This window comes from Kitasatospora sp. NPDC057936, assembly GCF_042887525.1.
Classification (GTDB): domain Bacteria; phylum Actinomycetota; class Actinomycetes; order Streptomycetales; family Streptomycetaceae; genus Kitasatospora.
Map to the genome: position 1 here is coordinate 1 of NZ_JBHVPD010000019.1, position 23,193 is coordinate 23,193.

Below are 23,193 nucleotides of genomic sequence, written 5' to 3' on the forward strand. Positions count from 1 at the left end.
CGGCCCCCCCTCCGTGCCCTTTCTTCTGGTCAACGCGGGCCGGTTCAAATTAACCCCCCCGGCTCCCGCCCCCCCCCCCCCCGCCCGGGGTGGCGGCGGCCTCTTCGCGTCCCCTGCTCCCCCTGCTACTCCCCCCGCTCTTCCTCCACCGGGTAGTCCCAGTCCGTGCCGGCGCCCGCCGCCAGCAGGTGCTCGGCGATCGCCAGCGGCAGCGCCACCAGCGGGACGCCCGAATCCAGCGGGATCCGGATCCGGTGCGTGCCGCCCGGCGCGCACACCTGCACCACCGCCGTCACCCCGCCCACCAGCCGCACGGCGTCCAGCCGCGCCGCCGCCTGCGGACGCCCGACGTCGGCCGGGTAGGTGGTGAGCGTGAAGACGAGGTCCCCGAGGTCGTCCAGCAGATCGGCGTAGACCGCCAGCGGCGGCGCCGGCGCCGAGACCGGCAGGCGCGGCCCCACCCCGCGGTCCGGCTCCGCCCATCCCGCGGCCTCCCCGCCCAGCGCCGCGAACAGCTCGTCCCGCGAGGCGCTCACGTCGAGCCGTACCTCTTCCCAGGGCGTCCCCACGATCACGACACCCGCCCCCGGGAACATGATCCGCTCCAGCCGCCGCGCGCCCCCGGTGTTCGCCCGCTGCAACGCGGCCGCCTCCCGCAGGAAGTACCCCCGCGCCAGGCCCTGCCGTCCGCCCCCCATGGCACGTCCCCCTCACCGGCCTTGACGGATGCTCACCAAAGCGCACGGTACCGCCGCCGCCACGCCACCCGTTAGCCGATTTCCGTCCAACTTCCCTCCGCCACGGACCCGGTGGGGTCCGGCGGCATGCGACCGGTGACCGCCGGCATGCGCGGGCGACCGCCGGCGAGCGGAAAATCCGCTCGCGGGACGTGCCGCGGTGTGGCAGGGTGCGGGCCGTCCGCGCCCTGCCACCGACCGGAGTCGTCCCGATGCCCCTGCCGCCCCGACTCGTCCCGCTGCTGGCCGAGTTCGACTTCGCCCGCACCCGCCTGCGCGACCGGCTGGCCGGCCCCGCCGTCGACAGCGGCAACGGCACCGCGGTGGCCGTCGGGCCGCTGACGGACGACGAGTACCGCTGGGAGCCGGTGCCCGGCTGCTGGTCGGTGCGGCGCCACGCGGACGGGCCGGGCGAGCGTGCCACCCTGCTGGTCGGCGCCGGCGCGTGGGGCCGGGACACCGCCGGTTGGCCGCACCCCGAGCCGCCGCCGTTCACCACCCTCGCCTGGCGGCTGACCCACCTCACCGAACTGCTCCTGCTGCGCGCCGACCACACGGACGGCACCCGCGCCCTCACCCGCGAGGCCTTCCCGGTCCACGGCGACGCCGAATCCGCGGTCGCCGCCTTCGACACCGCCGCGGACGCCTGGCGGAAGGCCCTGCTCGCCGCCGACGACGCCGCGCTCGACACCGTCGGCCACTGCACCTACCCCTACGGCGGCGACGCGGACGAGCCCTTCCTGGACGTCGTCTGGTGGGTCAACCAGGAACTCCTCCACCACGGCGCCGAGATCGCCCTGCTGCGCGACCTCTACCGCTACTCCGCGCGCGGCTAGGGCGCGCCCTGCGGGTCACTCCGGGCGCGGGGGCAGCGGCACGGGCAGGGCGGGCAGGCCGTCGATGCTGGTGACGACGTACGGCTTGTTCTCGCAGTAGGTGCCGAACTCCTCGTCGCTCTTGCGCGCGAAGTAGTCCGCGTGGAGGGCGCGGTCGGCGCGGTAGTCCATCAGCGGGACGGCGAAGCCGCAGGAGTCGCTGACGCGTTCGGCCGCGACCAGGACGACCGCGCGCAGGGCGGGACCGTCCACGCCGGGCCCGAAGCGGGCCAGGAGGCCGGTGAAGCGCGGGTCGTCGCGGAAGACCGGCTCGCCGCGGCCGTGGACCCGTACGACGGTGGGCGGGCCGTCGAAGGCGCACCACATGAGCGTGATGCGGCCGTTCTCCCGCAGGTGGGCGATGGTCTCGGCGGTCGAGCCGCCGAAGTCCAGGTAGGCGAGGGTCCGTTCGTCCAGGACGACCAGGGTGCCGGAGCGGCCCTTGGGCGACACGTTGACGTGGCCGTCGGCGGCGAGCGGCGCGGTGGCGACGAAGTAGACGGGCTGGCGCTCGATGAACTCGCGCAGCCGGCCGTCGATGTTCTCGTACTGCTTTCCCATGCCGCCATTGTGCGCTCATCTCGCCCATTGAGAAAGATCGTTTCTCATATCGAGACTGTTCGCGTGGCGGACCTTCCGGCGGACCTTCCCGGGAGAACACGCCGGCGGCGGGCCCCCGTGCGGTCGTTCGCACGGGACCCGCCGCCGGGGACGTCCGGCCCGGTCAGGCCTTCATGTAGACGCCCTCCATGAACTCCAGGATCTGCTGGTCGGTCAGGCGGTGGCCGTCGCGCCGGCCCATCGCCAGGTCGGCCTCGCTGATCATGCCGACCAGCCGCTCGCCGTCGATCACCGGGATGCGCCGGATCTGGTGCTGCTCCATCTTCCGCAGCACCGCGTCCATGTCGTCGTCGGCCCGCACGCAGTGCAGGTGCCCGGCGAGGTCCATGGCCGTCATCTTGGCCGGGTCCTTGCCCTCCGCGAGACATCGCACGACGATGTCGCGGTCGGTGATGATGCCCTTCAGCTTCTGGTCGTCGCCGCAGATCGGCAGCGCACCGACGTTCTTGTCGCGCATCATCATCGCGGCCTCGGCGAGCGTCTGGTGCGCGCCGATGCACTGGGCGCCGGTGTGCATGATCTCTCGGGCTTTGGTCACGGGGACTCCTTCGTGAGTGGTTCCCCCCAGAGGTCGTTCCCCCCGGAAGTTCCCCCCGTTCGCTCCCCCGTCGGCGGCACCGCGCACCCGCGGTGTGACCGTGCGATCACCATAGGCAACATCCCGCCCGCCCGCGACCGCGGCCACCGATACTGGGAGGGTGACGACGGAAGCCGCCGAACCCGTGCGCGAAGGCGTGGTCGACGAGGCAGTCCGGGCCCGGCCCGCGACGGCGCTGCGCCCGTACGTCGCCTGGTACTCCGGCTACCGCCAGCGCGGCATCGCGCCCGCCGTGCACCGCGGCCTGCCCTCCCCCTACCTGACCTTCATCCTCACCCTCGACGAGCCGCTGGTCCTCGCCGCCCACCCCGACCCGGCTCAGCGACCCGACGCGTACGCCACCCTGCTCGGCGGCCTGCACACGGCCCCGGCGCTGATCACCCACGACGGCCGGCAGTCGGGCGTGCAGATCGCCGTGCACCCGCTGGCCGCCAGGGCGCTGTTCGGGGTACCGGCCGGGGAACTCGCCGGGATCGACCTCCCGGCGGAGGACGTCCTCGGCCGACTGGCCCCGCACCTCCAGGAGCGGCTGCGCGCCGCCGCCACCTGGGACGAGCGCTTCGCCCTGCTGGACGGCGCCCTGCTGCGGGCCGCCCGCCCGTCGGGGCGGGTACCGCCGGAGGTCTGCTGGGCCTGGCAGGCGCTGCGGCGCAGCGGCGGCGGGCTCGCGGTGGCGGCGCTGGCCCGGGAGACGGGGTGGAGCGCGCGGCACCTCCAGGAGCGCTTCCGCCGCGAGACCGGGCTGACGCCGAAGGCCGCCGCCCGGGTGATCCGCTTCGACCGGGCCCGGCACCTGCTGGCCGGCGGCGCGCCGCCCCGGCTGGCGGAGCTGGCGGCCCGCTGCGGCTACTTCGACCAGGCGCACCTGGCCCGCGAGTTCCGCGCGCTGGCCGGGGCGGCGCCCAGCGCGTGGCTGGCGGCGGAGGGGCCGGAGGAGAAGCGGTTCCGAAACGTCCAAGGCGGGGCGGGCGACCCGGTCGCAGAGTGGGAGGCGTGACGGCGACCGGCCGGCACCCACCACCGCAGGAGGCAGCCATGGACACCACCGACGCGAAGACCCCCGCCCCGCAGGTCTGGCCCACGCTGCGCGCCGACGACGCGCGCGCCCTGATCCGCTTCCTGGCCGACGCCTTCGGCTTCGAGGAGGTCGTGGCGTACGGCGAGGGCGAGTTCGTCGCGCACGCCGAACTGGCCTGGCCCGAGGGCGGCGGCGTGATGCTCGGCTCGGAGCGGGACGCGCCCGAGGGCACCGAGACCTGGCCGGGCCGCCCGGGCACGTTCAGCGCCTACGTCGTCACGGCCGACCCGGACGGCGTCCACGCACGGGCCGTCGCCGCCGGCGCCCGGATCACCACCGGGCTGCACGAGACCGACTACGGCTCGCGCGATTTCGCGGCCGCCGACCCGGAGGGCAACCGCTGGTACTTCGGCACCTACCCGGGCTCCCCGCGGCCGTCGGCCCCGCAGCACGGGTGACGCCGATGCCCACGCCCGTCGACCGCCTGCGGGCGCTGTGCCTCGCCCTGCCGGAGACCGCGGAGCGGGTCGGCCACGGCGAGCCGACCTGGTTCGCGGGCGCCGGCCGCCGGGCCCGGGTGTTCGTCATGCTCGCCGACCACCACCACGACGAGCGGCTCGCCTTCTGGTGCGCCGCGCCGGACGGGGTGCAGGCGGAGCTGACCGGGCGGGACCCGCAGCGGTACTTCCGCCCGCCGTACGTCGGGCACCGCGGCTGGGTGGGCGTCTACCTGGACGCGGTGCCCGTCGACTGGGAGCGCGTGGAAGATCTCGTCGGGGACGCCCACGCCCTCGTTTCGCCCGGCTGACGGGAGCCGCCCTCCGGCGTCACTGCGGCGTCGGATCCGCCGCGTCGGGGCTCGGAGCGGGCGCCGGGGAGTCGGTGGCGGGGGAGGTCGGGGTCGGGGCCGCGCTCGCACCCGTGGCCGCGGCCGGCGTCGGGACCGGAACCACTGGCGCCGTCGCCGGGTCCATGATCACCGGGGTGCAGTTGCGGCTGTTGTCCGGCTGCTCGCCGCAGACCTGGATCCGGCTGTCGTTCTGGGACGCGTCCACCATCGGCGAGTACGCGTCGTACCCCCAGTGGACCAGGGCGGTCTGGCTCTGCCCCGCCGAGTTGGTGATCGTCGCCCGGTACCCCGCCGTGGCGTCCGTCAGCTTCGCCCAGGCCGTCCGGCAGCGGCGGCTGTAGCGCACGTAGACGGTCATCTGCCGCACGTTGGCGGTCGCGATCGTCGTGGCGTCCGATCCGCAGCCGCTCGCCTGCGGGTCCTTCCCGACACAGCCGGCGGCCTCGCACAGCGCGGTGGCCTGGGCGGTGGCCCGGGCGGTGCCCGTCGTCGCGGCGGCCCCCGGGCTGCGCTCGGAGCCGCCGTCGTTCAGGGCGAGCGCCCCGGCCACCGCGGCGACACCGGCCGCCGAGGCCGCCGCCGCCCACCACCAGCTCCGGCGCGGCCGGGCCGTGGGCTCCGACTCCCCCTCCTCCGGCCACGACGGCGGCTCCGCAGGCCCGGGTAACTCCGCCGCGGCCTCCGTCGCGCCGGCCCCGGCAACCGCCACCCGCAGCGCCTCCAGGGCGGCGCACCGCTCCGCCGGCGCCCCCGCCAGCGCGCCGAACGCGGCCAGCGCCGCCTCCGTCACCACGCGCTCCCCGTTCAGCCACCGGTGCCAGGACGACTTGCTGTAGTGCGTCTTCGCCGCCAGCTCGGCCAGCGTCAGCCCCGACCCGTCCTTCAGCGCCCGCAGCCCCGCCACGAGCTCCCGCTCCTGCGGCCCCAGCCTCGCCGGCAGGGCCCGCCAGTCACCGACCATCGCCCCGATCCCCCTTGACGCAGCGTCAGTTCGCGAACCGTCGGCAGCATAACCGCCCCACCGACCGTGCGGGCGCGTACACGGAAAGCCACGCTCGCGCCCGCCCCGCACCCCGGGCAGACTGGCAGCGGGGGCCACACCGACGGCTTCGGAGGCGGCCCATGCCGCAGATGGTCGTGGACGGGCGCACCCTCGCGCTCTCCCACCTGGACAAGGTCTACTACCCGCGGACCGGCACCCTGAAGGGCGAGGTCCTCAGCTACTACGCGGCCGTCCACACCGCCCTCCTGCCCCACCTGCACGACCGCCCGGTGTCCTTCCTCCGCTGCCCCGACGGCGTCGAGGCCGAGGTGTTCATCGCCAAGAACCCGCCGGCCGGCACCCCGCGCTGGATCCGCACGGCCGAGGTGCCCAGCGACAGCGGCGACCTGCGCCAGGTCCTCCTGGACGACGGCGCCGCGCTGCTCTGGGCCGCCAACCTCGGCTGCCTCGAACTGCACGTCCCCCAGTGGCACGCCGCCGCGCCCGGGCTGGCCGACCGGCTGGTCCTCGACCTCGACCCGGGCGAGGGCGCGACCGTCCTCACCTGCCGGACGGTCGCCGGGCTGCTCCGCGAACGCCTGGCCGCGGACGGGCTCGCCGCCTGGGCCAAGACCTCCGGCTCCAAGGGCCTCCACCTGCTCGTCCCGATCGAACCCACCCCGAGCGCCCGCGTCTGCGCCTACGCGAAGGCGCTGGCCGCCGCCCTGGAGGCGGACCGCCCCGACCTCGTCGTCCACACCATGGCCAAGGCCCGCCGGGCCGGTCGGGTCTTCGTCGACTGGTCGCAGAACAACGCCAAGAAGACCACCGCCGCCCCGTACACGCTGCGCGCCCGCCCGCAGCCCACCGTGTCCACCCCGGTCACCTGGGAGGAGCTCGCCGAGGCCGACTCCGAGGACGACCTGGTCTTCACCCTCGCCGACGTCCCCGAACGGCTCGCCGCCCACGGCGACCTCCTCGCCCCGCTGCTCGACCCCGAGCACGCCCGGCCCCTCCCCGCCGCGCCGTCCCCCGAGCCCGACCGCCAGGTGCTGCGGCCGCCCGTCGACGTCATGCGCCCGGCCGCCGTCCCGGCCGTCCCGCCGCCGGACGGGCTCGGTGGCGGGGGCGTGCAGTACGAACTCAAACTGGACGGCTTCCGCTGCCTCGCCTTCGCCCGCGGGGACCGCCCGGCCTACCTCCAGTCCCGCAGCGGACGGGACCTCGCCCCCGAGTTCCCGCCGATCGCCGCGGCCGTCGCCCGGCTGCCCGAGGGGCTCGTGCTCGACGCCGAGCTGGTCGCCTGGCGCGCGGGCCGGTTCGCCTTCGAGGAACTGCTGCGCACCCGCCAGGCCCGCGCGAGCGACGACGTCGCGCTCGGGCTGATCGCCTTCGACGTCCTCGCCCTCCCCGGCCGCGACGTGCGCCGGCTGCCGCTCGCCGACCGCCGCCGCCTGCTGCTCGCCGCGCTCGCGGACGTCCCGCCACCGATCCAGCCCGTCATGGCCACCACCGACCGCACGGAGGCCCTGGACTGGATGGACCGCCTCGCGGCCACCGGGGTGGAGGGCCTGGTCTGCAAGGCCGCGGGCTCGGCGTACCGGGCGCAGGGAGCGGGCCGGGTCTGGGTCAAGTACCGCCGCACGGACACCGTCGACGCCCTCGTCCGCGCACTCACCGGCCCGGCCGCCAGGCCGCACGCCCTCGTGGTCGAACTCGACGACGGCCGCGTCCTGCTCACCACCCCGCGGCTCACCGCCGTCCAGGCCGCCCAGATCTCCGAGGCCGCCCACCCCTACCTGGCCCCGCCCGTCCACGACCCCGCCCACGGCACCGTCCACCCCCTCACGAGCCCCCTGCGCGCCGAACTCACCCTCACCGGCCGCCCGCCCACCGCCACCTACACCCGGCTGAGGGGCGACTGACGGCCGACACCCGGGCGATGGGCGGGCGTTGGGCGGGCGTTGGCCGGTCGACGGGCTCGGAACTCCCGGCGCTCACCCCCGCCGCAAGGGCCCCGGCTCCCAGGTCACTTCCGCCGTTCCGTCGCGTGGGCGAACTCGGTGACCAGGGCGTCGTCGAAGACCGGGAGGTCGGCGGGCTTGCGGCTGGTGACCAGGGGGCCGGGGCCCTCGTGGCACACGTGGACCTCGGCGTCGATCCAGTGGGCGCCGGCGTTCACGAGGTCGGTGCGCAGGCTGGGCCAGGAGGTGAGGGTGCGGCCGCGGACGGCGTCGGCCTCGATGAGGGTCCAGGACCCGTGGCAGATCGCCGCGACCGGGCGGCCCGAGGCGCAGAAGGCGTGCACGAAGGCGACCGCGTCGCGGTCCTGCCGCAGGTGGTCGGGGCTCGCGACGCCGCCGGGCAGGACCAGTCCGTCGTACCCGGCGGCCTCCGCGTCCGCGACGACCGCGTCCACCGCGAAGGTGTCACCCGGTGCCCGGTGCCGCACGGCCTGCACCCGGCCCGGTGCGGTGGAGAGCAGTCGCGGCGTGCCCCCGGCCTCGGCCACCGCCTGCCAGGGGGAGGTGAGTTCGATCTCCTCCACGCCGTAGGGCGCGACCAGGAAGGCGACGGTCCGGCCGGTGAGCGTCGTGGTGGGCCAGCGCACGGCTCACCCCGGGCGGTGCCCGAGGACGTCCACGGCCGCGGGCGGCGGGGCGGAACTCACCCGGGCGCGCGGGCAGTCGAGGTGGACGACGAGCTCCAGGTGGTCGATCCGGGCGACCAGGGCGACCAGCACGAGCACCCGGGAGCCCGGCACCCAGGGCTCGGCATCGACCAGCAGGTGGTCACCGGCGTCCTGCTCGACCCGCCCGAGCGGGCCGTCGGTCGCCTCCACCTCGTAGCCGGCCAGGCCGAGTTCGGCGGCTTGGTGGGAGCCCGGGCGGTACTCCCACAGGTCGGTGGTCATCACACCTCCGGTTTGTCCCAGGGCCGCCGCTCGCGCCCCTCGGGGCGGTCGGGGCCGTCCGGGCGGTCGAGCGGGTCGCGGCGCCGGGCGCCGGCGCGGCGGCGCAGCAGGACGGCCGCGGCGGCGGCGACGGCCAGGGAGGCCGCCCAGACCACGCCGAGGGCGGTGAGCACGGCGACGGTCGGCGTCCGCACGCCGACGCTCAGGCAGATCGCGGTCATGACGAGGGCGGTCAGCACGACCCCGGCGGGGATCCGGCGGGCCGTGCGGCGCACGGCCGTGCGCACCCGGCCCGGCCGTTTGGCACCCATGGTGCTCAGTTTCCGGTCGAGGCGGGTGTCCTGGCGCAGCCCGGACTCGATCTCCTCGAGGAGCCGCCGTTCCCGTCCGCTCAGCGAGGGTCCGTCCATCTCGGTCACCTCCGACAAACTTCCGGTGACGTGCTCGTACCCGGGCGGTTGCCCGGTACGGGCCTGCGCTAACCGCCTCCGGGACGGCCTGTTCCCGCGCCGACGGGTCCGAAGGCCCGGGGGCGTGCGAGCAGGCTGTCGTCGAGTACCCGCAGCAGGGCGACGGCGTCGCGGTGGACCTCGGCCGCGCCGGCTGCCCGGAGGTCGGCGGCGTCGTCCCGTCCGCACTCCAGGGCGAGGCAGAGCAGCCCGGCACGGCGGGCGGCGAGGACCTCGCGGACGCTGCCGGCGACGTACACGGCGTGGTCGGCGCCGCCGCCGACGAGGTCGAGGGCGGCCCGCTCGGGGTCGCTCCCCGGGGTGGCCACGGTCAGTGCGGGCGCCCCGGCGGGGCCGGGTCCGGTCAGGACGACCGTCCAGCCCCGGGCGGCGCACTCGCGCAGCAGGTCCGCGGCACCGGTCGGCGCGGAGCGCCAGTCGGTGCCGAAGAGTGCCGTCGAGACCACGGTCATGGGCCACCGTTTCCCTTCCGGTACCGCGCGCGGACGTGGGCCGCGCAACGGAACGCGCCCTTCCAGGTTAGGCCTCCGCCCCACCGGGCGCGCTGCCGGCCGGCCACCGGTTTCCGGGCCCCGGCGCGTGCGCGGGAAGTCGGCCGGTCCGACTTCCCGTGCGGGCGGCGGAAACCCGTTTGGCGCCCCGCGCGTGGCCGTGCCCGACGGACTCGTCGCCACCGCCTTCGGCCCCACGCTCGATGCGCTGCTCCCGGCCGGCCCGCCGGTGCGCGCGCTCGCCCTGGCCGGCCCCGGGGTGCCGGCGCCCCGCGCAGACCTCGTCCTCGTCCCCCGGCCCCCACTGACCGGTGAGGTGTGGCGGCCCGGCGGTGCGTGCGCGGCCGTGCCGCTGGACGCCGAGGTCCGGGCCCACCTGGCCTCCCCCCGCGACGGTGCCCGCGTCCCGGCGACCGGCGGGCTGCCCGCGGGCGTCCAGCGCGACGACCCCCTGCCGCCGCGCCCGCCGTCCGGCTTCCGACCCGACCGCGTGCTGCTCCTGCGCACGCCGGCCCGCCTCCCGGCCGTCCGCGAGCCGTGGCTGCGGTCGGTGTACGGCAAGGCCCGCGGCCGGCCGTAGACGTCCCCGGTAGACGGCCCGTCAACGCCCGCGTCGACCGCGCGTCCACGGGCCCCGGCCACAGTCCTCGTCGAGCACCGGCAGCACGCCGGCCCGACATTCCGAGAGGACGACCATGAGGAATCCCGTACGCAAGCGCCACGCCTGGGGCGCGCTGGCCGCCGCCGCGATCGCCGTCGCGGCCCTGCCGGGCACGGCCAGCGCCGATGCGGGCACCACGATCACCGGGGTCGGCGGCAAGTGCCTCGACGTCCGCGGGAGCGGTACGGCGAACGGAACGCCGGTGCAGATCTACGGTTGCAACGGCACGGGCGCCCAGTCGTGGACCGTGACCAACAGGCCGGACTTCACGGGCGTCACCCTGTCCGCGCTCGGCAAGTGCCTGGACGTCAGCGCGAGCGGCACGACGGACGGCACGAAGGTCCAGCTGTGGGACTGCAACGGCACCGAGGCCCAGCGCTGGGTCCAGTACGAGGGCCCCGTCCTGATCAACCCGCAGTCCAACAAGTGCCTGGACGTCCCCGGCGGGACCACCCAGGACGGCACCCAGCTGCAGATCTACACCTGCAACTTCACCACGCCGGCCCAGCAGTGGTACTTCCACGCGCCGGGCGCCTCCGTCAGCGGCTGACGGCCGCCGGACCGGAGCGGCCCGCCACCCCCGTGCGGGCCGCTCCGCACGTCACCGGGCATCACCGGGCGTCACCGGGCACTACCAGGCGTCGTCGGCCAGGCGGGCGTGGAGGTGCTCGTCGTTGTAGTCGCGGCCGGGGTAGCGGTAGGAGGAACGGAGGGTGCCCTCGTACCGGAAGCCGGCGCGCTCTGCCACGTGGCAGGAGGCGTCGTTGCCGACGGCGTGGGCGAGTTCGAGGCGGCGCGCGGCGGCGGTTTCCACGCCCCAGCGGGCGACGGCGAGGGTCGCGCGGGTCGCCAGGCCCCGGCCGCGGGCGGCGGGCAGGAGCCAGTAGCCGATCATGGCCAGTCCGTCCTCGCGGTCCCGCCAGAACAGGGCGACGTTCCCGCACAGGGTGCCGTCGGCGGCGTCGGTGATCGCGAAGGCTCCGGTGCGGCCCTCGGCCCAGGTGGTGTCGCAGCGGTCGAGGTAGGCCTCGGCGGCGGACGGGTCGTCAGTGCCCAGCGGGTTCCAGCGGGCGATCACCGGATCGGCCGCCGCGGCGACGAGGGCCGGCACGGTGCCGCCCGGGAGGTCGAGGGCGCGGTCCCACGGGCGGAGCACGGCGTCCCCGAGGTCGAGGACGGTGCGCCGGAAGGTCCGCTGGTCGGTGCTCATCCGACTTTCCTATCCCGCGCCCCGCCCGCCCCGCCAGCGGTTTTCCGGTGGCGGGCGGCGCGGCGGTCCGGTCGTGCGAGGATCGCCGGGTGATCGAGCTACTGACGGCCCGCACGGCCGAGTTGGACGCATCCACGCTGGACGAGGCCCGGGCCCTGCTGTTCGAGGTGTTCGGCGCCGACCTGACCGAGGCCGACTGGGAGCACGCGCTCGGCGGCGTGCACGCGCTCCTGCGCGAGGACGGCGTGCTGATCGGGCACGCGGCCGTCGTGCCGCGCGTGTTCCGGCACGACGGGCGGCAGGTGCGCACCGGCTACGTCGAGGGCGTCGCCGTCCGGGCCGACCGGCAGGGGCGCGGGCACGGCTCGGTGCTGATGGGCTCGGTCGCGGGCCTGGTCCGAGGCGGGTACGAGCTCGGCGCGCTGAGCTCGTCGGACGCGGCCGTCGAGTTCTACGCGAACCGCGGCTGGCTGCGGTGGGACGGACTGCTGTCGGCGGCGACCCGGCACGGCGGGGAGCGGCCGACGCCGGACGACGAGGGCGGGGTGTTCGTCCTGCCGGGCACCGCCCCGCTGGACCTCACCGGCCTGCTGACCTGCGACTGGCGGCCCGGCGACCTCTGGTGACGAGGTCGGCGGACGGCGGCGGACGGGGGCGGGCGGCGCCGGGGGCCGGGCCCCCCCGCCCCGCCCCCCGGGGCCCCCCCGCGGCCGGGCGTGATTCATGAGCCGTGCTAATCAATGCATGAGCTGATCGATCTTGCTCGCCCCCGGGCCGGCTGATGAGCTTGGGCCATGAAGAACGCGGAAGTCCTCACTCCAGCCAACTCGCCTTCCACCGAGGCCCGTTGGTCCCCCGTCGTCGCCGTCGCCCTGAGCACGTTCACCGTGGTGTCCGCCGAGATGATGCCGGTCGGGCTGCTGACGCCGATGTCGGACAGCCTCTCCGTCACCGACGGTGTCACCGGCCTCTCCCTGACGATCACCGGGCTCATCGGCGCGGGCGTCTCCCCCTTCGTCCCGGCCCTCATCGGGCTGCGCGACCGCAGGAGCGTGCTCGTCGGCCACATGCTGCTGCTCGCCGTCGCCAACGCGGTGACCGCGATCGCCCCCGATTTCACCGTCCTGGTCGCCGGCCGGATCCTGCTCGGCCTGGCGATGGGCATCGTGTGGGGGCTCGTGCCCGGGCTGGCCCCTCGCCTCGTCGACGGGCCGCGGATCGCCCTCGCCTCCACCATGGTCTTCTCCGGCGTCTCGATCGCCTCCGTCCTCGGCGTCCCGCTGGGCACCTACCTCGCCGCGCTGCTCGACTGGCGCGCCGCGTTCTGGGCGCTCGCGCTCCTCGGCGTGGTCTGCGCCGCCGTCCTCGCGCGCACGCTGCCCGCCCTGCCCGTGCACGAGCGCGGCCGGCTCGACGGGATCGCGGGTGTGCTGCGACACCGGGGCGTCGCGACCGGGCTGGCCGTCACGACGCTCGTCGTCCTCGGCCACTTCGCCGGCTACACGTACGTCCGCCCGGTGCTCGAAGCCGACGCGGGCCTGGGCACCGGCGTCATCGCGGCCTGCCTCCTGGTGTACGGGCTCGCGGGCGTGGCCGGGAACTTCACGCTCGGCCCGCTCGCCGGCCGCAGCCCCAGGGCGGCCGTGACCACCGCCCTCGCGGGGGTCACGCTGGCGACCGGCCTGCTGCCCGTCCTCACCGGCAGCGTCGTGACGGTGGTGCTCGCGCTCGTCCTCTGGGGCGCGTCGTACGGCGGGGTGTCGGTCTCCACGCAGACCTGGGTCCGCACCGCCGACCCGGCCCGGATCGAGGCCTCGGGGGCGCTGTGGGCGGGCGTGTTCAACGCGAGCATCGCGGTCGGCTCCCTGGCGGGCGGCCTCGTCATCGACCACGCCGGGAACCGTGCGGTGCTCCTCGCGGCGGCGCTGGCGACGGCCTCCGGGCTGCTCGTCGCCGTCGCCTCCCGGCCGCGGCGCTAGCGGACGGGAGGGCCGGAGGGAGAGCGGATTGCCACGATGAGTGATCGACCGGATACTCGGCGTAGGGCGCCGTCGCGGCCCGCCACCTACGCAGGAGGACATCACATGACCGGCAAGGCCAGCATCGTCTTCGCCCACGGGCTCTGGGCCGACGGGTCGTGCTTCGGCAGGCTCATCCCCGCGCTCCAGGCCGAGGGCCACGAGGTCCTCAGCTCGCAGCACGGCCTCGACTCGCTCGAAGGCGACGTCGCGTGCGTCACCCGCGCGATCAACCGCGTGCCGGGACCGGTCGTGCTGGTCGGCCACTCCTACGGCGGGACCCTGATCACCAAGGCCGGCGTCCACGACCGGGTGGGCGCGCTGGTGTACATCGCGGCGCTCGCCCCCGACGAGGACGAGACCTCGCAGGGCCAGCAGGAGAAGTTCCCCGGCACGCCCGTCTTCAAGAACATCGAGGTCGCCGACGGCCGCATCTGGCTCCAGGAGTCGGGCCTCGGCGACTTCTGCGGCGATCTGCCGGAGACCGAGCAGAAGCTCGTCCTCGCGACGGGCGCCGTACCGGTCGCCGACCTGTTCACCCAGCAGGTCCCCGGCACCGCCTGGCGCACGAAGCCGAGCTGGTACATCGTCGCGAACGACGACCGCACCGTGCACCCCGACCTGGAGCGGGCCGCCGCCGAGCGCATGGGCGCGAAGACCTACGCCGTCGACAGCAGCCACGTGCCGATGCTCTCGCACCCGGCCTTCGTCCTCGACGTCATCCGCGACGCCGCGAGGAGCCTGGAGGCATAGGAAGGCGCTGGAAGGCCCAACGGCGCGACAGGTCAGCCGACGGATTCCGCGAGAAGCCCGAGGAAACGTTCCGTCAGTCCGTGCACCGCCCGCTCCCGCCGGACGACGAGCAGGGTCGACGGCTCCAGGTCGGGCACCGGGAGGTAGCGGATGTCCGGGCGCTGGACGTACCGCACGCTCGCCTCGCAGAGCAGCAGGCCCTGCGCGGTGCTGGCCACCGTCGACAACCCCTCCTGGAGCGTGGCGGCGCCCGCCGGGTACGCCAGGTCCCGCCCGTCGGGCAGCCGCCGGGGCGCGTTCGCCAGGCGCCAGTAGTCCGGCGCGGGGCCGCGCGGTTCGATGAGCCCGAGCCCGGCGAGGTCCCCGGCGGAGACCCCGGCCGCCCGGGCCAGCCGGTGGGCGGCGGACAGGGCGATGCGGACCGGCTGCCGCGAGAACTCCATGAGCACGCGCAGCCCCGGCTCCCGGCACGGCGCGAGCACGATGGCGAGGTCGACGTCGCCCTGCGCCAGCCGGGAGAACGGATCCCCCCAGGGCAGTTCGACGAGCTGGACCGAACCCTCCGGCAGGCCCGCGACGGCCCGCGCCACCGGCTCGTACACCACGCACTGGAAGCCGACCCGCATCGGCCGGTCCGCCGACGCCGCCCGCGCCCGGGCGGCGTCGAAGCCCTCCCGCAGCCGCTCGAAGGCCGGCACCACCTGCTCGGCCAGCTCCCGCCCCAGCTCCGTCAGTTCCACCCGGCGGCTGGTCCGCTCGAACACCGGCGCCCCGACCCGGCCCTCCAGCCGCTTGATCAGCTGCGAGACCCGGCCCTGCGACACCCCGAGCAGCCCGGCCGTGCGGCCGAAGTGCAGCTGGTGGACCAGCACGGAGAAGCACTCCAGCTCCTGGAGCGGCAGCTCGGGGAGTACGGGCGGTGTCCTGCGGTCCATCCCGGGAGTGTACGACCCGGCACCGACGGACCACAGTGGTCGTACGCCCCGAATCCGGGCCGGGTGCTACAGCCGCTCGGCCAGGGCCGCGTGGACGCGGCGCCAGGCGTCGGCGGTGGCGGCGGCGTCGTGGTCCGCCGGGCGGTCGGCGGCGAAGCCGTGGCGGGCGCCCGGGTAGGTGACCAGCTCGTGGCCGACCTCGGCCTCGGTGAGCTTCCGCTCGGCCTCCTGCCACTCCTCGGGCGGGAGGATGTGGTCCAGCTCGCCGCAGAAACCCAGCAGGTACACGCCGTTGGCGGCGATGCGCCCGGCCGTCTCCAGCGGCGGGACCGGGCCGACCAGCGGGAAGCCGGAGTTGAGCAGCCAGCCCGGGTAGAACACGGCGGCCAGGTCGAAGCGCAGCTCGGTGGCCGCGCGCACCGCGATGTGGCCGCCCATGCTCGTGCCCACGAAGGCCACGCCGTGGTCGTCGGCCCAGGCGACGGCCGAGTCCAGCGCCTCGGCGGCGTCGGCGACGAGCTCGTCGCGGTCCAGGGCGCGCATCAGCGTCAGGCCCTCTTCACGCTCCTCCGCGCTGTAGCCGAGCTCGGTGTGCCGCCGGCTGCGCCAGTAGAAGTCGGGGGCCAGCGCCACGTACCCGAGCCCGGCGAGCTCCGCGCAGATCCCGCGGACGTAGGCGTTCACCCCGTACAGCTCCGGGCAGACCACCACCGCGCCGCGCACCTCGCCCACCGGGCCGTGGACGTACGCCTCGATACCGCCCGGCGTGCCGAGCTCCAGCCACCGGCCACTCGTCTGATCAGTCATCAATTCCCCCGTGGAATGGACCCGCAGGTCCGGACGATGTCGCGCGCATCCTAGCGCCGCCCGGCACCCCCACCCCACCCGGCCACTATTCACACCCCTGTATACATGGTGTGTATAGTTCCCGGCATGTCACTAGGTCAGATGCTCCTCGGCCTGCTGGAAGGCCGGCCCCGCCACGGATACGACATCAAACGGCGCTACGACGAACACTTCGGGCGCGACCGCTCCCTGCACTACGGGCAGGTGTACTCGACGCTGTCCCGGCTCCTGAAGAACGGGCTCGTCGTCGTGGAGGGCGTCGAGGCGGGCGGCGGTCCCGACCGCAAGAAGTACGCGATCACCGAGGCCGGCGTCACCGACCTCGCCGACTGGCTCGGCCACCCGGAGAGCCCGCAGCCGTACCTGCAGAGCACGCTCTACCAGAAGGTCGTGCTCGCCCTGCTGACCGGCCGCCCGGCCGCCGACGTCCTCGACCTCCAGCGCGCCGAACACCTCAAGGCGATGCGCGAGCTGACCCGCCGCAAGCTCGACGGCGACCTCGCCGACGAACTGGTCTGCGACCACGCGCTGTTCCACCTGGAGGCCGACCTGCGCTGGCTCGAACTCACCGCCGCGCGCCTCGACGAACTCGCCGCCCGAATCACGGAGTCCCAGCGTTGACCGCCCCCGAACCCCTGCTCTCCGCCGAGGACCTGCACAAGTCCTACGGGCCCACCCCCGCCCTGGAGGGCGCCTCGCTCACCGTCGCGGCCGGCGAACTCGTCGCCGTGATGGGCCCGTCCGGCTCCGGCAAGTCCACGCTGCTGCACTGCCTCGCCGGGATCGCCCGCCCCGACAGCGGCACGATCACCTACCGCGGGCGTGACCTCACCGCCTGCTCGGACGCCGAGCTCTCCGCCCTGCGGCGCACCGAATTCGGGTTCCTCTTCCAGTTCGGCCAGCTCGTCCCCGAGCTGTCCTGCCTGGAGAACGTCGCCCTGCCGCTGCGCCTCAACGGGATCCGCCGCCGGGCCGCCGAGGCGCGCGCCGCCGAGTGGCTGGAGCGCCTGGAGGTGGCGGACGTCGCCGCCAAGCGCCCCGGCGAGGTCTCCGGCGGCCAGGGCCAGCGCGTGGGCGCCGCCCGGGCGCTGATCACCGAGCCCAGGGCCGTCTTCGCCGACGAGCCGACCGGCGCGCTCGACTCCCTCAACGGCGAGCGGGTCATGAAGCTCCTGACCCGCGCCGCCCGCGAGTCCGGCGCGGCCGTCGTCCTCGTCACCCACGAGGTCCGGGTCGCCGCCTACGCCGACCGCGAGGTCGTCGTCCGCGACGGCCGCACCCGCGACCTGGCGGCGGCGATATGAGCACCCGGACGGACGGGACGGTCCGCTCCCCCTTCCTCGACCACCTCGGCCTCGGAGTGCGCCTGGCACTGAACGGCGGCCGGGACGGCTGGGGCCGGCTGCTGCTCACCGCGTGCGGCGTCGGCCTCGGGGTGGCGCTGCTGCTGTTCACCGCGTCCTTCCCCGGCATCGTCCAGCACCGCAACGACCGCCTGTACACCCAGAACGACACCTTCCAGGACGAGGTCATCCCCTCCCCCGGCGACCGGACCGTCCTGATCGCCACCGCCGACACGACCTTCCGCGGCACCCCCGTCCGCGGCCGCGTCGTCCAGCCCGAGGGCGCCAACCCGCCGCTCCCGCCGGGCGTGGGCGCCTACCCCGGGCCCGGCCGGATGGTGGTCTCCCCCGCCCTCGCCGACCTCCTCCGGGACCCGGCCAACCAGCTCCTGCGCGACCGCCTCCCCTACCCCGTCGTCGGCACCATCGGCCCCGCCGGGCTGCTCGGACCGGCCCAGGCCGACTACGTGCTCGGCGGCGACGGCCTGACGGTGGACACCGGGGCCGTCCGGATCGACGCGTACGGGCACTTCTCGCCGCCCAAGCCGATGGACCCCAAGCTGATCCTGCTCAACGCCGTCGGCCTCATGGTGATGCTCGCGCCGGTCGGCGTCTTCCTCGCCGCCGCCGCGCGCTTCGGCGGCGAGCGGCGCGACCGCAGGCTCGCCGCACTGCGCCTGGGCGGCGCGGACCGCCGGATGACCGCCCGGATCGCCGCCGGGGAGTCGCTGGTGGGCGCCGTGCTCGGACTGGTCGCCGGCGCGGGCCTGTTCGCGGCCGCCCGGCAGCTGATCGGGCGGATCAGGCTCGCGGACCTCAGCTTCTACCCGCAGGACGTCGCGCCACACCCGGCGATCGCCGCCGTGATCGCGGTCGTCGTGCCGCTGCTGGCCGTCGGCGTCACCCTGGCCGCCCTGCGCCGGGTCGTCGTCGACCCGCTCGGCGTGGTCCGCCGCAGCGGCCCGGGCCGGCGCCGGATCGGCTGGCGGCTGTTGCTCCCGCCGGCCGGACTGGCCGTGACGGTCTTCGCGCTCGTGCTGCCCTCGCAGGACAACCCGAGCGGACTGCCGCGCACCGCCTTCCTCAACTCCGTGCAGGACACCCGCGGTTCGCTGCTGGTCGCGTTCGGCCTGCTGCTGATGCTGATCGGCGTCTGCGCGCTGCTGCCCTGGCTGGTCGAGGCCGTCACCCGGCGGGCGGGCGGCGGCGGGCTGTCCTGGCAGCTGGCGGTCCGCCGCCTCCAGCTGGGCTCCGGGCCCGCGTCGGCCGCCGTCAGCGGCGTCGTCGTGGCCATCGCCGGGTCGATCGCCCTGCAGACGCTCTTCCTCGGCGTCAGCGCGGGCTACGAGCGACTGCCCCGCCACCGCCCCGAGACCGGCCCGTACCAGCAGTCGGTCACCTTCCCCGGCGGCGCGCCCCGGGCCGACGGACTCGGCCAGCGGCTGGCCGGCACGACCGGGGTCGCCGCGACCGCCGCCTACACCGAGTTCTCCCTGGAGAGCCCCACCGGGAAGCCGTGGGAGATGCCCTCGGTGCGGATCGCCGGCTGCGCCGTGCTGCGCGGCTTCGTGACACTGCCCGACTGCAAGGACGGCGACGCGTTCGTCCTCAAGGGACCGGAGACGAGGCCGAGCAGCGGGGCGGAGCCCGGAACGACCGTCCACGCCGCCTTCTTCCGCGGCCAGGGCGAACCGGCGGCCTGGCAGCTGCCCGCCGCCACGCCCGTCCCGGGCATCGTGGGCGGCGACCCCGACGGGCGGATGGGCAGCGGCATGCTCCTGCTCACCCCCGGCTCCGTGCCCGCCGCCGCGCTGCGCGGCCAGCCGGCGACCGTCCTGGTGTCGATGGAGCCCGGACTGCCGGACACCAAGGAGCAGTTGACCAGCAAAGTCATGGCGATCGACCCGCAGGCGCGCACCGAGTTCCCGCTCGACCGCACGCTCGACCCGACCTACCTCGCCGTCAAGCGCCTGCTCACCGCGGGCTCCGCGGTCACCGTGCTGCTCGTCGCGCTCGGCCTGCTGGTCGGCCAGCTGGAGCGCTTCCGCGAGCAGCGCCGCGTCCTCGGCGTGCTGAACGCCGTCGGCACCCGGCGCAGGGTCCTCGGCCTCTCGGTGCTCTGGCAGACGCTCGTCCCGATGGCGCTCGGCGTGCTGCTGGCGACGGCGGGCGGCCTGGGGATGGGCGCGGTGCTGCAGTACACGGCCGGGCTCGACTTCGCCGTCGACTGGGGCGCGATGCTGTCCACGGCCGCGATCGCCGCCGGTGCCGTGCTCCTCACGACCGCCCTCGGACTGCCGCAACTCCTGCGCCTGATGCGGCCGAGCGGCCTGCGCTACGAGTGAGACGGGGTCAGGTCAGGGCCGGGCCAGCACGACGAAGCGCAGGTCCGGCCGGCCGCCGGGGCTGAGCACCTGGGCGACGACCTCGACGGGCTCGGGGCGGACGTGCGGCAGGTGCAGGCTGAACCGGTCGCCGTCGCGGTTGGCGACCACGCAGGCCCGGCCGGCCCACAGCCGGCGGCAGACCGGGTCGCGCAGGACCTCGGTGAGCAGCGCGACGAGCTGTTCGTCGCCGGGGTAGCCGGCCATGGCGAAGCGGATCATGGCGAGGGTCATCCGGGCCTGCCAGGTCCAGTCGGCCATCTGCGCGCGGGCCTCGGGGTCGGTCAGCAGCCAGCGGACGAAGTTGGCGCCGGGGCGGGCGACCCACGGGAACCACTCGGCGGCGGCCCGGTTGTGGCCGACGACGTTCCAGGCGTGGTCCGCGAGGTAGGCGGGCTCCGGCATCTGACGGTCGACCAGTTCCTGGAGGTTGCTCAGGTCACCGGGCGCGTGCGGTCCGACGGCCGGGGTGCCGCCCATCGCGTACAGGTACAGCGAGGCCCGCTCGTCGGCGTCGAGCAGCAGGACGTCGGCGAGCCTGCCCAGCAGCCTGGGGTCGAAGCGGGCGCTGCCGCCGCGCTCCAGGTCGCGGTACCAGCGCTCGCTCATGCCGAGCGTGGTGGCGACGGTCATCTGCGGCAGCGGCTTGCCGAGGCCGAGCCGCTGCCCGGCCCGGGCCCGCCAGTCGCGTAACAGGCTGGCGAGCCCCGGGAGTTCGGCGACGGCCGACTCGTCGTGGTCGAGGGGCGCGGGAATGTCCAGTGCCTCGCGCGGCACCGTGAGTCTCTCCGCCGACAAGAGTCCCCACCCCCATGGTTCCGTGCCGGAGGGGTGTCCTCGGCACGTTCAGGGGAGCCTAACTCCTGGCGTGTATTCAATCAAGCAACTATATACCTACTCAAGCAACACAGAGTGACATCAGCTGGTCAGCGCCTCCGGTTCGGCCGTGGAGGTGGCCCGCTCGGCCGCGACGGCGCCGCGCGAGGCGAGGACGGTGACGGCGGTGGCCCCGGCGAACAGCGCGGCGAGCAGCACCCAGCCCGCCGCGCCGGCCGGCAGCAGCAGGCCGGTGGCCAGGAACGGACCGATGATCAGCTGCGCGCTCATGCCGGTGCTGAACAGCGACAGGTAGCTGGACCGGCCCGCCGGCGGCGCGAGTTCGTAGGAGATCTCCCAGCGCGAGACGGCGTGGAGGTTCTCCCCGACGGTCAGCATCGCGACGGCGACCACCGCGGCCCCCAGCGCCAGGTACTCGCCCCGTCCGTCGGCGAAGGCGAAGAACGCGCAGGCCAGCACCAGGAACAGGCACGCGACGCGGAGCATCTTCAGCGCCCTGGCGAGCCCCTGCGCGAGGCGGCCCACGGAGAGTTGGAGCACCACGGTGAGGACGGTGTTGATCGCCAGCAGGCCGGAGCTGGCGCTGGCCGGCAGCCCGGCCCGCTCCACCACCCAGAGCGGGAGCAGGATGAACAGCACGCAGTCGTGCAGCATCAGGATCGCGTTGGCGGCGGTGACCAGCAGGAACCGCCGGTCCCGGTAGGGCGATCCGCCCGTCGCGGCGGCCTCGGCCGGTGCGGCCCCGGCGGCGGGCGCCGGCGCTTCGGCACCGCCCGCGACCCGGCCGGCCCGCACCACGGCGAGGGCCACCGCCGTGAAGGCCGCCGCGTTGAACAGGAACAGGGCGACGAACGCGGCCCGGGAGTGGGCGGCCTGCACCAGCGCGGCCAGCAGGAAGCCCGCGGTGAGGCCGATGTTGGTGATGGCCCGCAGCGAGGCCATGGTCTTCGTGCGCTCGGCGGCCCCCTCGAACTCGCCGACGATCACCTGCAGCAGCGGTGAACAGGCCCGCGCCGCCGCGATGGTGAAGCACGTGACGACGAGGTACCCGGCGTAGCTGCCGACCAGGGCGTACCCGATGAACCCGGCGCCGCGCGCGAGCGTGAGCGCGACGTAGACCGGGCGGGCGCCGAACCGGTCGGCGACCGGCCCGAAGACCAGCGGGCTGATCAGGCCCACGACGTTGGCGGAGGCGATCGCGGTGCCGACGGCGACGGCGCTGATGTTCAGGTAGTGGACGAAGTACAGCGTGGCGGTGGCCAGGTAGAGGCCGTTGGCCACGGCGTCCACGGTGGTGCCGGCGGCCATGATCCGGCCCTGCCGGGAGCCCGGCAGCAACGACGCAGTGAGCCGGCGCAGCAGACTCGCCGCCGGCGGGGCGGTGGCAGTCGTCGTCACTCGGACTCCACGGTGAAGCGGACCGAGTCGGCGAGTTCGCGGGCGAGCTTGCGGGCCTGGGCGGGGGTGTCGGCGCCGACGACGATGACGCCGGCCCGGTCCCCGGAGGTGCGCAGCGGGCGGACGGTGCCGCCGGGCGCGACGGCGAGTTCGGCGCGGAGCACGTCGGGGTGGGCCGCGGCCTCCTCCCAGCCGTCGACGGCGACGACCTTCCCCGGCGGCGGGGCGAGGTAGCGGGCGGCGGCGGCCCGGACCGGCGTCAGGTCGGCCGCTTCGCGCGGGAGGCCGAGCAGGTCGTCGTAGATGAGGCCGTAGACCTGGAACCCGGGGATCACGTGGCCGAGCATGCGGTGGATCCAGTCGCCGCCGTAGCGGTTGTGGACCTCGCCGAGCACGATGCCGTCGGGGCCGAGCCAGAGCTCGACGTGGAAGGCGCCGCGGCGCAGGCCGAGGACGTCGAGCGCCGCCGCGACCGTCCGCTCGATCTCCGTCCGCCGCGCGTCCGGGAGTTCGGCCGGGAGGATGTGGCCGACCTCGACGAAGAACGGCGGCTCGACCTTCTCCTTCTCGGTGACGGCGAGGACGACCGGCGCGCCGTCGAGGAAGAGCCCCTCGACGCTGTACTCGGCGCCCTCGACGAACTCCTCGACCAGGAACGGGCCGGTGCCGGGCAGCAGGGCGACGGCGTCCGCCAGCCCGTCCGGGCCGGTGATCCGGCTCACGCCCGTGCTGCCCATCGCGTCCCGGGGCTTGACGATCCAGGGCCCGGTGGACGCGGCGAGGAAGGCCGCGGCCTCGTCGGTGCCGGCGCAGAGGCGGACGGCGGGCTGGCGGAAGCCGGCCGCGGCGAGCGCCTCGCGGCAGGCGTCCTTGGTGCGCACGCGGCGGACGGCCTCCGGCGGGTTGCCCGGCAGCGCGAGGGCCTCGGCGGTGTCGGCGGCGGCGACCTGGGCCATCTCCTGGAGGGCGAGGACGGCGTCGAACCGGGTACCGTCCGCGACCTGGCGGCGCGCCCAGGCGGCCGTCTCGCCGGGGACGGTGAAGTCCACCGCCGAGACGGCGCCGGCCCGGCCGGTCACCGCCTCCGTGGCGGCGAGCACCGCCTCCTGGTTGGTGAGGTGGGTGCGCAGCCCCCGCTCGTGGGCTTGGTCGAGGGCGAGTTCCGCCATGTCGAGGCCGAGCGACACCGCCCGTACCCCGCCGACCAGCAACAGCGTGGCGGGGTCGGTTCCTGCGGACATGCGAGGGCTCC

The 23,193-nt window shown here is 75.4% G+C and carries 27 protein-coding genes and 1 pseudogene; 14 read left to right on the forward strand and 14 right to left on the reverse strand.

The window, feature by feature from the left end; translation table 11 throughout:
- Positions 1 to 125: 125 nt before the first annotated feature.
- Positions 126 to 698: a hypothetical protein gene (locus ACFVU9_RS12885; protein ID WP_387592822.1), complete on the reverse strand. Its 573-nt coding sequence runs from the start codon at positions 696 to 698 to the stop codon at positions 126 to 128.
- A 251-nt stretch (positions 699 to 949) separates the two neighbouring features.
- Between ACFVU9_RS12885 and ACFVU9_RS12890 the strand changes: the two genes are divergently transcribed.
- On the forward strand, positions 950 to 1,573 hold the full coding sequence (locus ACFVU9_RS12890; RefSeq protein ID WP_380440226.1) for a DinB family protein: 624 nt from the start codon (positions 950 to 952) through the stop codon (positions 1,571 to 1,573).
- Positions 1,574 to 1,588: 15 nt separating this feature from the next.
- Here the strand turns inward: ACFVU9_RS12890 and ACFVU9_RS12895 are convergent, their stop codons facing one another.
- Positions 1,589 to 2,173, reverse strand: a complete 585-nt coding sequence (locus ACFVU9_RS12895) for a pyridoxamine 5'-phosphate oxidase family protein (protein WP_380440224.1) — start codon at positions 2,171 to 2,173, stop codon at positions 1,589 to 1,591.
- Between the two features lie 163 nt (positions 2,174 to 2,336).
- Entirely contained in the window at positions 2,337 to 2,771 is a 435-nt protein-coding gene (locus ACFVU9_RS12900; protein WP_380440222.1) for a CBS domain-containing protein, read from the reverse strand.
- 160 nt (positions 2,772 to 2,931) lie between these two features.
- Between ACFVU9_RS12900 and ACFVU9_RS12905 the strand changes: the two genes are divergently transcribed.
- Genes ACFVU9_RS12905 through ACFVU9_RS12915 form a run of 3 tightly spaced genes read left to right on the forward strand, consistent with a single transcriptional unit; the run spans position 2,932 to position 4,657 of the window.
- Complete coding sequence (locus ACFVU9_RS12905; RefSeq protein WP_387592827.1) at positions 2,932 to 3,828, forward strand: helix-turn-helix domain-containing protein; 897 nt, start codon at positions 2,932 to 2,934, stop codon at positions 3,826 to 3,828.
- A 38-nt stretch (positions 3,829 to 3,866) separates the two neighbouring features.
- Entirely contained in the window at positions 3,867 to 4,307 is a 441-nt protein-coding gene (locus ACFVU9_RS12910; RefSeq protein ID WP_387592830.1) for a VOC family protein, read from the forward strand.
- Positions 4,308 to 4,312: 5 nt separating this feature from the next.
- Positions 4,313 to 4,657, forward strand: coding sequence for an MmcQ/YjbR family DNA-binding protein (locus ACFVU9_RS12915; RefSeq protein ID WP_380440217.1), 345 nt, complete (start codon positions 4,313 to 4,315; stop codon positions 4,655 to 4,657).
- Positions 4,658 to 4,676: 19 nt separating this feature from the next.
- Here ACFVU9_RS12915 and ACFVU9_RS12920 read toward each other — a convergent pair whose 3' ends face one another.
- Positions 4,677 to 5,660, reverse strand: coding sequence for a DUF2690 domain-containing protein (locus ACFVU9_RS12920; protein ID WP_387592833.1), 984 nt, complete (start codon positions 5,658 to 5,660; stop codon positions 4,677 to 4,679).
- 161 nt (positions 5,661 to 5,821) lie between these two features.
- Here ACFVU9_RS12920 and ligD point away from each other — a divergent pair.
- Both ligD and ACFVU9_RS12930 read left to right on the forward strand, forming a co-directional pair.
- Positions 5,822 to 6,700, forward strand: a pseudogene (gene ligD / locus ACFVU9_RS12925) (non-homologous end-joining DNA ligase); the annotation flags it as partial.
- A gap of 54 nt (positions 6,701 to 6,754) precedes the next feature.
- Positions 6,755 to 7,606 (forward strand): DNA ligase, encoded by an 852-nt coding sequence (locus ACFVU9_RS12930; RefSeq protein ID WP_387593075.1) that lies wholly within the window; start codon positions 6,755 to 6,757, stop codon positions 7,604 to 7,606.
- Between the two features lie 104 nt (positions 7,607 to 7,710).
- Here ACFVU9_RS12930 and ACFVU9_RS12935 read toward each other — a convergent pair whose 3' ends face one another.
- The 4 genes from ACFVU9_RS12935 to ACFVU9_RS12950 form a co-directional block, all read right to left on the reverse strand.
- The gene (locus ACFVU9_RS12935) at positions 7,711 to 8,292 is read right to left on the reverse strand and encodes a type 1 glutamine amidotransferase domain-containing protein (RefSeq protein WP_380440213.1); all 582 of its coding nucleotides are present in this window, start codon (positions 8,290 to 8,292) and stop codon (positions 7,711 to 7,713) included.
- A 3-nt stretch (positions 8,293 to 8,295) separates the two neighbouring features.
- Positions 8,296 to 8,595, reverse strand: a complete 300-nt coding sequence (locus tag ACFVU9_RS12940; RefSeq protein WP_387592836.1) for a PRC-barrel domain containing protein — start codon at positions 8,593 to 8,595, stop codon at positions 8,296 to 8,298.
- Positions 8,595 to 9,005 carry a DUF3040 domain-containing protein gene (locus ACFVU9_RS12945; RefSeq protein ID WP_380440209.1) on the reverse strand — a complete coding sequence of 137 codons (411 nt, stop codon included), beginning with the start codon at positions 9,003 to 9,005 and terminating at the stop codon, positions 8,595 to 8,597. The genes ACFVU9_RS12940 and ACFVU9_RS12945 overlap by 1 nt, the downstream gene beginning before the upstream one ends.
- 68 nt (positions 9,006 to 9,073) lie before the next feature.
- A complete protein-coding gene (locus tag ACFVU9_RS12950; RefSeq protein WP_380499213.1) occupies positions 9,074 to 9,517 on the reverse strand; it encodes a hypothetical protein in 444 nt (147 codons plus the stop codon).
- A 193-nt stretch (positions 9,518 to 9,710) separates the two neighbouring features.
- Here ACFVU9_RS12950 and ACFVU9_RS12955 point away from each other — a divergent pair, with 193 nt between their 5' ends.
- Both ACFVU9_RS12955 and ACFVU9_RS12960 read left to right on the forward strand, forming a co-directional pair.
- Complete coding sequence (locus ACFVU9_RS12955; RefSeq protein ID WP_387592839.1) at positions 9,711 to 10,136, forward strand: hypothetical protein; 426 nt, start codon at positions 9,711 to 9,713, stop codon at positions 10,134 to 10,136.
- Positions 10,137 to 10,251: 115 nt separating this feature from the next.
- On the forward strand, positions 10,252 to 10,767 hold the full coding sequence (locus ACFVU9_RS12960) for a ricin-type beta-trefoil lectin domain protein (protein WP_380508022.1): 516 nt from the start codon (positions 10,252 to 10,254) through the stop codon (positions 10,765 to 10,767).
- Positions 10,768 to 10,848: 81 nt separating this feature from the next.
- On the opposite strand, the gene ACFVU9_RS12965 is transcribed toward ACFVU9_RS12960, so the two are convergent.
- Positions 10,849 to 11,427: a GNAT family N-acetyltransferase gene (locus ACFVU9_RS12965; protein ID WP_380440202.1), complete on the reverse strand. Its 579-nt coding sequence runs from the start codon at positions 11,425 to 11,427 to the stop codon at positions 10,849 to 10,851.
- Positions 11,428 to 11,516: 89 nt separating this feature from the next.
- Between ACFVU9_RS12965 and ACFVU9_RS12970 the strand changes: the two genes are divergently transcribed.
- The 3 genes from ACFVU9_RS12970 to ACFVU9_RS12980 all read left to right on the forward strand — a co-directional run bounded on the left by ACFVU9_RS12970 (position 11,517) and on the right by ACFVU9_RS12980 (position 14,198).
- A complete protein-coding gene (locus ACFVU9_RS12970) occupies positions 11,517 to 12,053 on the forward strand; it encodes a GNAT family N-acetyltransferase (RefSeq protein WP_380499216.1) in 537 nt (178 codons plus the stop codon).
- 168 nt (positions 12,054 to 12,221) lie between these two features.
- Positions 12,222 to 13,406: an MFS transporter gene (locus tag ACFVU9_RS12975; protein ID WP_387592844.1), complete on the forward strand. Its 1,185-nt coding sequence runs from the start codon at positions 12,222 to 12,224 to the stop codon at positions 13,404 to 13,406.
- Between the two features lie 105 nt (positions 13,407 to 13,511).
- Complete coding sequence (locus tag ACFVU9_RS12980) at positions 13,512 to 14,198, forward strand: alpha/beta fold hydrolase (protein ID WP_380439229.1); 687 nt, start codon at positions 13,512 to 13,514, stop codon at positions 14,196 to 14,198.
- A 32-nt stretch (positions 14,199 to 14,230) separates the two neighbouring features.
- Here the strand turns inward: ACFVU9_RS12980 and ACFVU9_RS12985 are convergent, their stop codons facing one another.
- Together ACFVU9_RS12985 and ACFVU9_RS12990 are read right to left on the reverse strand one after the other, a co-directional pair.
- Positions 14,231 to 15,133: a LysR family transcriptional regulator gene (locus ACFVU9_RS12985; protein ID WP_387592847.1), complete on the reverse strand. Its 903-nt coding sequence runs from the start codon at positions 15,131 to 15,133 to the stop codon at positions 14,231 to 14,233.
- Positions 15,134 to 15,199: 66 nt separating this feature from the next.
- Complete coding sequence (locus ACFVU9_RS12990) at positions 15,200 to 15,940, reverse strand: dienelactone hydrolase family protein (RefSeq protein ID WP_387592850.1); 741 nt, start codon at positions 15,938 to 15,940, stop codon at positions 15,200 to 15,202.
- Positions 15,941 to 16,066: 126 nt separating this feature from the next.
- Between ACFVU9_RS12990 and ACFVU9_RS12995 the strand changes: the two genes are divergently transcribed.
- The 3 genes from ACFVU9_RS12995 to ACFVU9_RS13005 are packed head-to-tail and all read left to right on the forward strand — an operon-like array spanning position 16,067 to position 19,667.
- Positions 16,067 to 16,600: a PadR family transcriptional regulator gene (locus tag ACFVU9_RS12995; protein ID WP_380439235.1), complete on the forward strand. Its 534-nt coding sequence runs from the start codon at positions 16,067 to 16,069 to the stop codon at positions 16,598 to 16,600.
- A complete protein-coding gene (locus ACFVU9_RS13000; RefSeq protein WP_380495408.1) occupies positions 16,597 to 17,283 on the forward strand; it encodes an ABC transporter ATP-binding protein in 687 nt (228 codons plus the stop codon). Before ACFVU9_RS12995 ends, ACFVU9_RS13000 begins: the two co-directional genes overlap by 4 nt.
- Positions 17,280 to 19,667, forward strand: a complete 2,388-nt coding sequence (locus ACFVU9_RS13005; protein ID WP_387592854.1) for an FtsX-like permease family protein — start codon at positions 17,280 to 17,282, stop codon at positions 19,665 to 19,667. Before ACFVU9_RS13000 ends, ACFVU9_RS13005 begins: the two co-directional genes overlap by 4 nt.
- A 12-nt stretch (positions 19,668 to 19,679) precedes the next feature.
- On the opposite strand, the gene ACFVU9_RS13010 is transcribed toward ACFVU9_RS13005, so the two are convergent.
- From ACFVU9_RS13010 to ACFVU9_RS13020, 3 genes are all read right to left on the reverse strand, one after another.
- Entirely contained in the window at positions 19,680 to 20,504 is an 825-nt protein-coding gene (locus ACFVU9_RS13010) for a helix-turn-helix transcriptional regulator (RefSeq protein ID WP_380439241.1), read from the reverse strand.
- A gap of 120 nt (positions 20,505 to 20,624) precedes the next feature.
- Positions 20,625 to 21,941 (reverse strand): MFS transporter, encoded by a 1,317-nt coding sequence (locus ACFVU9_RS13015; protein WP_387592857.1) that lies wholly within the window; start codon positions 21,939 to 21,941, stop codon positions 20,625 to 20,627.
- Positions 21,938 to 23,182: an ATP-grasp domain-containing protein gene (locus tag ACFVU9_RS13020; RefSeq protein ID WP_387592860.1), complete on the reverse strand. Its 1,245-nt coding sequence runs from the start codon at positions 23,180 to 23,182 to the stop codon at positions 21,938 to 21,940. The genes ACFVU9_RS13015 and ACFVU9_RS13020 overlap by 4 nt, the downstream gene beginning before the upstream one ends.
- Positions 23,183 to 23,193: the final 11 nt, after the last annotated feature.